Source organism: Candidatus Synechococcus spongiarum, assembly GCF_900047545.1.
Classification (GTDB): Bacteria; Cyanobacteriota; Cyanobacteriia; order PCC-6307; family Cyanobiaceae; genus Synechococcus_B; species Synechococcus_B spongiarum_C.
In genome coordinates this window covers 1-7,865 of sequence record NZ_FITM01000167.1, presented here as the reverse complement: position 1 = coordinate 7,865, position 7,865 = coordinate 1, and the positions used below count along the sequence as shown (strand labels likewise).

Genomic DNA, 7,865 nt, shown 5'->3' with positions numbered 1-7,865 from the left:
GCGCTGAACACCCCTTTCTCGGCAAGGAAGAAACGATCTGTTGTATGCTCGTTGCGGCGCACGTTGATGAGAGCAGGGGGCTTGAGCTCTTGGCTGGCAATGTAGTGGCGGGCTGCTGTGACAGGCTTAAGCTCCCCGGTCTCCAGGTGGAACGAAGGCACGTAGGAGAGAACCCGCTGGCCAGCCAGGCGGCGGCGGCTGACCCGCTTTCTTTTTTTCGACATAGAAAAATGGCCGGAACTTGGGGATTCCTTCACCAATGAACAACACCCTGTAGCCTAAGCCATCTTTGTTGTTTCAGCAAGGATTTTTCTCTTAACCTGCACGGAAATTCCCCGCATACCCCCTGGTGGCCCTTGGCGTTTCTGCTGATTACCGGTCCCTGGCCCAGCATTTGCTGGAATCCTTTGCCAGTGGCGGTGAGTTGCGTTGCCTGGCGGTGTATATAGCCCTCAGCGACGCCTCGGGCCTGCTGCACCTGGAAACCGTGGCCTGCTGGCCCACGGGTCTGCAGCGTCTGCCGGAATCCCTGAGCGACCCCGCTCTCCAGGTTCCGGAACAAGGACGCCGCTGGCTGCCCTTGCGCAACGGTCACCATCTGCTGGGGGCGCTGTTGGTGGAAACCACGGCCTTGTCCTGGCCGGACTCCCTCTCCCAACGACTCAGCCACCTGGCCACGGCCTTGGCCACAGCCCGGACCCTAGATCTGCGCTGTGAAAACATGGCGCTGGACCTGGAACATCTCCGCAAACAGCAGGCCGAGCAGGAGCACCAGTTGGCGGCCCTGATCCACCAGATGCGCAATCCCCTGGCGGCGCTGCGCACCATTGCCCAGCTTCTGCGCCGGCGGCTGGATCAGGATTCCGACCATCAGCAACTGGTGACCAGTCTTCTGGATGAGGGCCAGCAGTTGGAGCGTTACCTCAAGGTGCTGGAACAATTGCCCCGTCAGCGCCTGAGTACGGAACTGGAGCAGCCTCGCCTGCTGCCGCCCTTTCGCTCCAGCCAGGCGGACGGTCGGCTACAGGAGCGTCTCCCACCCCTGCTGCGCCGTGCCCAGTCCAGTTGTGAAGCCTCAGGACGCCCTTGGCGTCAACCCCAAGACCTGCCCCGGTGGACAGGGGACGTGGACGCCGTGGCGGAAATCCTTGCCAATCTCATTGAAAACGCCCTCCGCTATGCCCCGCCCCGGGCACCCATTGGTTTTTGCTGGTCTACCAGTGCCGATGCGGTGCAGTTGCTGTTGTGGGATGGCGGCTGCCCTATTCCCGAGCCGGAGCGGGAGCGAATTTTCTGTCAGGGCCAACGGGGCACCACCAGCACTGGCCACCAGGGCACAGGCTATGGCCTCAGTCTGGGTCGCCAACTGGCCCGGAGCCTGGGGGGCGCCTTGACACTGACCACCCAACCGGGACTGTTGTGCTCCGAGGCCCCACCCGAAGGCAACGGCTTCCTGCTCAACCTGCCGATTTCTCCTCAAGCAACCCCGGCACCAGTCGCCAAAACTAGCCCATAGAGCCAGAGGCAGGCGGTGGCGCTCCACTCCAGCACGGCCCCCAGGCTATCGCCGCTCTGGCCCCCCAACAGACGGACCAGGAGCAGAGTCACCATCATGACGGCCACGCTCCCCAGGAGTATCCAGGGGCCAAAGCCAAGGCTGAGGCCCCCCAGGAGCAGGCTGGCGGGCAGCAACTCCCAAGTCAGGGCCTGTTGTTGGGCAGCGTGGTGGGCGCCGCTGCCCTCCATGCGTAAGGGCGGTCCCCAGGCCAGCGCCAGCAGAGGCGCCGTGCGGGACCACACAGCTACCGCCAGCAGGACGGCCACCATGGGGGCCTCTGCCTCTGCCAGCCAGAGCCATCCCCCGAACCGCAACAGCAACAGCGTTGCCATGGCCGTCACCCCCATGGCCCCCACCCGGCTGTCGGCCATGGCTTTGAGCCGTGCGGGGCCGGCGCTGAGGCCGTCGGCCGTATCCATGACGCCATCCAGATGCAGGCCCCCCGTGAGACCCATCTCCGTGACCATCACCAGGGTGACACCGCTGGTGATCGGCAGGTGCAACGGCTCCACCAACTGCCAGAGCAGGCCCTGTATCAGGGCAATGGCCCCACCCACCAGCGGGGCAAAGCGGGCAATGCGCCCAAAGCGTGGCCGCAGCAGGGGCAGGGTGGGGAGGCGAGAATAAAACATCCAGCTTCCCGCCAAGTCGTTCCACCAGTAGCCAGGGGACGGATCAGACACGGGCTGACGGGGGCGGACCAGGGCCGGCTCTCCCCCGCCAGCCTAGGGTGCGGTCCATGGGTTTTTGTTTTGCGGTCCGCCACCGCTGCCCCGTGACGCAAGCGCGCCGGGGCCATCTGCAAACACGTCACGGCCCGGTGGACACGCCCCGCTTCATGCCGGTGGGCACCAGCGCCACGGTGAAGGGTCTGACCACGGAACAACTGGGCCGGACTCGGGCACAGATGGTCTTGGCCAACGCCTACCACCTCCACCTGCAGCCTGGTGAAGACCGCGTGGCCGCGGCAGGAGGTCTGCACCGCTTCATGGCCTGGGACGGGCCGATCCTGACGGATTCGGGCGGCTATCAGGTGTTCAGCCTGGCAGGCTGTAACCAGGTGGAGGACCATGGCGTCACCTTCCGTTCCCCTCGGGATGGCCGCACCATTCGGATGACGCCGGAGCGCAGCATGGCCATCCAGAACCGCCTCGGGGCCGACGTGGTCATGGCCTTTGATCACTGTCCCCCAGCCCAAGCCAGTCGCCAAGAGGTGGAGACCGCCACGGACCGCACCCACCGTTGGCTGGAGCGTTGCATCGCCGCCCACAACAACCGGGACCAGGCCCTGTTCGGCATTGTTCAGGGGGGACGGCATGGGGATCTGCGCCGCTGGTCGGCGGCCACCGTCTGCAGCCAAGACCTGCCCGGCTTTGCCATTGGCGGGGTCAGCGTGGGAGAGTCCACGGCCCACATCCACCAAGTGGTGAAGCTGGTGTCCCCCCTGCTGCCCGAGCACAAACCTCGCTATCTCATGGGTGTGGGCTCTCTGGCGGAGATGGCTCAGGCCGTGGCCCAGGGGGTGGATCTGTTCGACTGCGTTTTGCCCACGCGCCTGGGCCGCCATGGCACTGCCCTGGTGCAAGGCGACACCTGGTCGTTGAAACGCGCCTGCTTCCGCGACGACCACCGCCCTCTGGACGACAGTTGCCCCTGCTGGACCTGCCGCCACCACTCCCGCGCCTATCTCCACCACTTGATCCACAGCCGAGAGTTGCTAGCTGCCAGCTTGCTGAGTCTCCACAACCTCACCCACCTGCAACGCTTCTGCAACGCCATGGGCCAGGCCATTGTCGAAGGAACGTTTGCAGAGCGTTTCACACCCTGGGATTCAGCCTCACCAGCGGCCAACACGTGGTAGCTTTCAAGCTCTGCTGCTCGTCACGGAATCAAACGCCATGGTCCAGCCTGCCATTATCCTGGCCCAATTGCCGGAGGCTTACCAGCCCTTCGCTCCGCTGGTGGACATTCTGCCGCTGATTCCCCTGTTCTTCCTGCTGCTGGCCTTTGTCTGGCAAGCCTCCGTCGGCTTCCGCTGAGGGCAGCCCCGGCCAACTCCATCAGCACGCAGCCTGCAAAGGCAGGCAGTTGTAATACACGGCACCAGCGCCGTGGCTCCTGGAGCAGCCGATAAAACCATTCCAGTTGGAGCGCCTGCATGGCGGCCGGTGCTCGCTGTACAGAGCCGCTCCACACATCGAAGCTGCCCCCGATCCCCAGCCAGAGGCCATGGCCATGGGGACGCACCTTCTCGATCCACAACTCCTGCCGTGGCGCCCCGAGGCCCACAAACACCAGATCGGGCTGTTGCCGCCGCAGATCCGCTTCCACCATGGGCCAGTGGTCGGGGTGCTGATAGCCATGGATGAGGCGCTGTAGGCGAAGTTGTGGGTGGCGCCGGGTCCAGAACCGAGCCGCCGCTTGCAGACGGTCGTCCCGTGCCCCCACCCAGGCCACGCGCCAGCCGCGGGCGGCGGCATGGTCCAGCAGCATCTCAGCCAGTTCAATGCCGGGTTGGCGACGCAGCCGACGGCCCTGGAGTCGCAATGCCCAGACCACCCCTGCACCGTCAGGAATCACCAACTGGGCCCCTCGAATCACCATGCGGAGTGGGGCATGGTGGCGGGCGGCCATGGCCATCTCGGCATTCAGGGTCACCACGTGGCCACCACGGCAGACCAACGCTTCGGCGGCGCTGAGGAGGTGAGGGGTGAGGTGGACAGGGAGACCCAACACCTCTGCCGTCAGGCATTCACTTGACACCATTTGGCGTTAGATGGGCGTATCCAGATGCAGGGCGGGATTGTCCACGCTGCGTTCAATCCAATGGGCCAGTTGCAGGGCGCGGGAGGCCTGTTGACCGTCCACAGCGGAAGCCTCCAGGCCACGCACACAGCGGAGAAAGTTCTCCAACTCGGCGTACAGGGGTTCGATGGAGGTGGTGGACACCTCTTCGACAAAGCCGTCGTTACGGTAAATGAGTTCCCCGTGGTCAGCGGAATACCACTGGTGGGCACGGCGGTGGATGCAGAGGGTGTGGTTGAGAAAGTCCGTCTCCACCAGGGCGTCCCGGCAGTGGGCACTGAGACTGCGAATTTTGTGATGGGCCATCTTGCTGGCCGTTAGGCTGGCCACCACTCCGTTGCCAAAGCCCAGGGTGGCGTTGACGTAGTCGATGGGACCTGTCGCGCCGCTGCGCCCACCGGCGGCGGCTAGGCGCACCACCTTGGCGCCGGCCAACTCCAACACCAGATCAATGTCGTGGATCATCAAATCCAGCACAACGGACACATCGTTGGCGCGATCTCCATGGGGGCTGTGGCGACGTCCCTCCAGCACCACCACCTCCTCATGGGAGACCACCTTCACCAGCTCCCGAAAGGCCGGATTAAAGCGCTCAATATGACCCACGTGCAGGAGCCGCTGATGCTCTTCCGCCGCTGCATTCAGGTCCTGGGCCTCCTCCTGGGTGGCGGCGATGGGTTTTTCCATCAAGACGTGGAGTTTGGCGCGAAAACAATCCATGCCCACCTGGTGGTGGAGCAATGTGGGTACGGCAATGCAAACCGCCTCCACCTGGTGGAGCCATTCCTGGTAGTTCAGAAACGCCCGGCAGCCAAACTGGTCCGTGGCCATGGCCAACCGTTGGGGATCCGTGTCCGCCACCGCCACCAGCTCCGCATCCCGCAACAGGCTCAAGACCCGGGCATGGTGCCAGCCCATGTTGCCAATTCCGATGACGCCAACTCTGACGGGCTCCATGGCGGACGTAGGGGCAATGTGGGTCACAGCCAGAGTTCAGCCCCCTCGGTTGTGCCCATTATGGTCCATCATGGGCATCCGATAGGGAAGTTGGGCCACCATGGGGGCCGGAGCTGCCGGGGGGCATGCGCAGTTCCACGTGGGTAATGCGCGGACCCTTGAGCCGTTGAACCACAAAGTGAAGTTCATGCCAATGGAGGCTCTCGCCCACAGCGGGGATGTGCTGAAATTGCTCCAGCAGAAATCCAGCCAAGGTGTGGTGTTTCTCCGACTGGGGCAGAGAAATGTGGAGTTGGCGGTTCAGTTCGTCAATTTCCAGGTCCGCTGCCAAACACCAATGGCCTGGGGCCAGAGCTCTTACGGCAACAGGTTCACCGTTGGCGACATCCTCGTCCTCGCCAACAATTTCACTGGTGAGATCAGCAATGGTGACCAGACCTTCCGTGCCGCCGTGATCATCCACCACCAGCAGCATGGGGGTATCGTCACGAATCACGGCCAGCAGTTCCGCCAAAGATGCAGTCTCTGCAATGCACTGCAGCGGGGCAAGATAGAGTTGCATGGGGGTGTCCCCATGGATCTTTCCTTGCCCCAGGGGTCCGGCAAGACTGCGGAGATCCAGCAGTCCTTTCACGTCGTCAAGGGACTGGCCAAGAACGGGGAAGCGTGCATGGCGGGTGTTTTGCACCGCAGCCATGAGCTGGCGGAAGGTCACGTCGGCAGGCAAGGTGACCATCTGTGAGCGGGGAATCATGACTTCCCGCACCAGGGTATCCCTTAGAGAAAATGCCCCTTCAAGAATGAGGCGCTCATCCGATTGCAGTCCGGTGACGTTGTCGGTTTCAATCAGGGTTTCCAGCTCACCCGCTGACAGGGGTGGCGCCAGATCATGCCAATTGTGGGGCAACCGGAACAGATTGAGAAGGCTCAGGCTGCAACGCTCCAGCACCCGCAGCGGAACATTCAAGAGGGTGGTGGCTATCCAAAGTGGGGGGCCGAGGGCCAGAGCAGCCCGTTCCGGCTGGTGCAGCACCAGGGCTTTGGGCAGCAGACTTGCACCCAGGGCAACCAGCAGGGTCAAGCCCAGCAGCAGAACGACCGCCAGGCCGCTACTTTGCAGGCCGTCAGGGAGCAGTGCCCGTGCCAGCCAACCCAACGCCAGCAGGGCAAAGCAACTGCCCCATTGGGTCAGGATCAGGGCACGGAGCGGGCGGCGCTGCAGACGTTCCAACGTGTCGGCCGCAGCGGGGTTGATGGAGGTAAGTTCCTGAACCTGGGTGGGTCGCAGGCGCAGCAGGGCCAATTCTGCCGCCAGGCAGAAGGCCAGCACAGCCATGAGCAGGGGTATGAGCAGCAACCGTGCGGCCAAGACCATGGTTGAGCCCGAAGCAGGGCAGCTTGAAGCAGACGTATGGGCTTAGGCTACTGGCCCAGCCAATCCAGTCAACATGGTCCCTTCAGCCAGTGCTCCAGTCCCTTGCTGCCGGTTCTGGCCCATGTCCGTGGCCCGGCCCACGGTCAACAGGGCGCTCGCCTGCTTGGTCCTGCTGGGGGTAGCCACATGGGGTTTCCCTGAGGAGGCTTTGGCTGGCGATCCCTTCGAGAAGGTGTCTGCGGAGGAGGTTTCTCGCTTTATCAACACGGGCCGGGCCAATCGCAACCTGAAGCAGCTCATTGACAGTTCCGGATGGACGCGGGCCGAGTTGCAGGCAGGTTTGCAGAAGTCCTACCAGGTGAGCTTGGTGTCCATCAACCGCTTCTTGCGCTCCGGCACCGGGGAAAAATTCCTCAGCTTCGTGACCAGTGGCTATACGCCACTCTCAGCCAATACGAATCCATCCCAAGCCCTGCGATCTGCCATCATCGAGGATGCCTCCGATGGCTTCATTAGCGCCCTGGGTATCATGGAGGCCTTGCCGGTGGACTTCTCGGTCTCCGGCAATCTGTCCATCTGCGCCCGGCAGGTACAAGTCTCGCCCCAACAGCGCACCTCTACACTCTCCTTCTACCTCTTCCTGCCAGCCTGCCTTCACGCCAGCCAAAACGTGCGCTGACCCCATTGCTGTGCAGGGATACAAGACCTGCCTTTCAGGACGGTGTTGGCCTGTCAGCTGTTCTCTCTGCTAAATCTGAAGAAGCAGCAGGCCAACTTTGGCAAGTGGAGCCCGCTGCTTCCAGACAACAAGGCAATGCTGGCGCAGAAGCTGCGCTACCGCTACCGGCTCTACCCCATCCGCACCAGAAGGCTGTCCTGGCCAGGGCGTTCGGCCGTGCTCGGGTGGTCTGGAACGATGCCTTGGCGTTGTGCTAGCACCTCTATAAGCGGGGGGAGAAGTATCTGGGAGGCACCGAACTTCAGAAGCGTTGCATCACTCAGGCCAAGCAAGCCCCTGAGCAGAGTTGGCTGGCGGATGTGAGCAACGTGCCCCTATTGCAGTCCGTCTGTGACCTAGGCTCAGGACTTATAAGGAGAGCAAGAGATCACCTCTCTGGTGAGGGGAATGCCCAAGAGACCTTCAGGAGGAAGGAGGAATGGTTTGTTCTG

General features: G+C 63.1%; 9 protein-coding genes and 1 pseudogene. 5 read left to right on the top strand and 5 right to left on the bottom strand.

Features of this window, described 5'->3' with window-relative positions; all coding sequences use genetic code 11:
- Nucleotides 1-224 (bottom strand): DUF3155 domain-containing protein (locus tag FLM9_RS07265; protein ID WP_143324649.1); only part of this gene is annotated, 224 nt, incomplete at its 3' end.
- A gap of 125 nt (nt 225-349) precedes the next feature.
- Between FLM9_RS07265 and FLM9_RS07260 the strand changes: the two genes are divergently transcribed.
- On the top strand, nt 350-1,516 hold the full coding sequence (locus FLM9_RS07260) for a sensor histidine kinase (protein WP_074457944.1): 1,167 nt from the start codon (nt 350-352) through the stop codon (nt 1,514-1,516).
- Here the strand turns inward: FLM9_RS07260 and FLM9_RS07255 are convergent.
- Nucleotides 1,477-2,241: an adenosylcobinamide-GDP ribazoletransferase gene (locus FLM9_RS07255; RefSeq protein ID WP_257243054.1), complete on the bottom strand. Its 765-nt coding sequence runs from the start codon at nt 2,239-2,241 to the stop codon at nt 1,477-1,479. The genes FLM9_RS07260 and FLM9_RS07255 overlap by 40 nt on opposite strands.
- Before the next feature lie 56 nt (nt 2,242-2,297).
- On the opposite strand from FLM9_RS07255, the gene tgt reads away from it, so the two are divergent.
- Together tgt and FLM9_RS07245 are read left to right on the top strand one after the other, a co-directional pair.
- On the top strand, nt 2,298-3,419 hold the full coding sequence (gene tgt / locus FLM9_RS07250) for a tRNA guanosine(34) transglycosylase Tgt (RefSeq protein ID WP_074457943.1): 1,122 nt from the start codon (nt 2,298-2,300) through the stop codon (nt 3,417-3,419).
- 37 nt (nt 3,420-3,456) lie between these two features.
- Complete coding sequence (locus FLM9_RS07245; protein WP_074457942.1) at nt 3,457-3,597, top strand: photosystem II reaction center protein K; 141 nt, start codon at nt 3,457-3,459, stop codon at nt 3,595-3,597.
- Between the two features lie 25 nt (nt 3,598-3,622).
- On the opposite strand, the pseudogene FLM9_RS07240 reads toward FLM9_RS07245, so the two are convergent.
- The 3 genes and pseudogenes from FLM9_RS07240 to FLM9_RS07230 form a co-directional block, all read right to left on the bottom strand.
- Nucleotides 3,623-4,324, bottom strand: a pseudogene (locus FLM9_RS07240) (WecB/TagA/CpsF family glycosyltransferase); the annotation flags it as partial.
- A gap of 6 nt (nt 4,325-4,330) precedes the next feature.
- The gene (locus tag FLM9_RS07235; protein WP_074457941.1) at nt 4,331-5,320 is read right to left on the bottom strand and encodes a Gfo/Idh/MocA family protein; all 990 of its coding nucleotides are present in this window, start codon (nt 5,318-5,320) and stop codon (nt 4,331-4,333) included.
- 58 nt (nt 5,321-5,378) lie between these two features.
- Complete coding sequence (locus FLM9_RS07230) at nt 5,379-6,695, bottom strand: hemolysin family protein (protein ID WP_074457940.1); 1,317 nt, start codon at nt 6,693-6,695, stop codon at nt 5,379-5,381.
- Nucleotides 6,696-6,816: 121 nt separating this feature from the next.
- On the opposite strand from FLM9_RS07230, the gene FLM9_RS07225 reads away from it, so the two are divergent.
- Both FLM9_RS07225 and FLM9_RS08775 read left to right on the top strand, forming a co-directional pair.
- The gene (locus FLM9_RS07225) at nt 6,817-7,374 is read left to right on the top strand and encodes an alpha/beta hydrolase (RefSeq protein ID WP_102135506.1); all 558 of its coding nucleotides are present in this window, start codon (nt 6,817-6,819) and stop codon (nt 7,372-7,374) included.
- A gap of 104 nt (nt 7,375-7,478) precedes the next feature.
- The gene (locus FLM9_RS08775; RefSeq protein WP_368794376.1) at nt 7,479-7,631 is read left to right on the top strand and encodes a helix-turn-helix domain-containing protein; all 153 of its coding nucleotides are present in this window, start codon (nt 7,479-7,481) and stop codon (nt 7,629-7,631) included.
- Nucleotides 7,632-7,865 lie beyond the last annotated feature (234 nt).

What these genes read in the sequence shown, in the direction of transcription:
- FLM9_RS07230 (WP_074457940.1), bottom strand. Translation starts at nt 6,695, where the DNA reads ATGGTCTTGGCCGCACGGTTGCTGCTCATACCCCTGCTCATGGCTGTG.
- tgt (WP_074457943.1), top strand. Translation starts at nt 2,298, where the DNA reads ATGGGTTTTTGTTTTGCGGTCCGCCACCGCTGCCCCGTGACGCAAGCG.
- FLM9_RS07225 (WP_102135506.1), top strand. Translation starts at nt 6,817, where the DNA reads ATGTCCGTGGCCCGGCCCACGGTCAACAGGGCGCTCGCCTGCTTGGTC.
- FLM9_RS07245 (WP_074457942.1), top strand. Translation starts at nt 3,457, where the DNA reads ATGGTCCAGCCTGCCATTATCCTGGCCCAATTGCCGGAGGCTTACCAG.
- FLM9_RS07235 (WP_074457941.1), bottom strand. Translation starts at nt 5,320, where the DNA reads ATGGAGCCCGTCAGAGTTGGCGTCATCGGAATTGGCAACATGGGCTGG.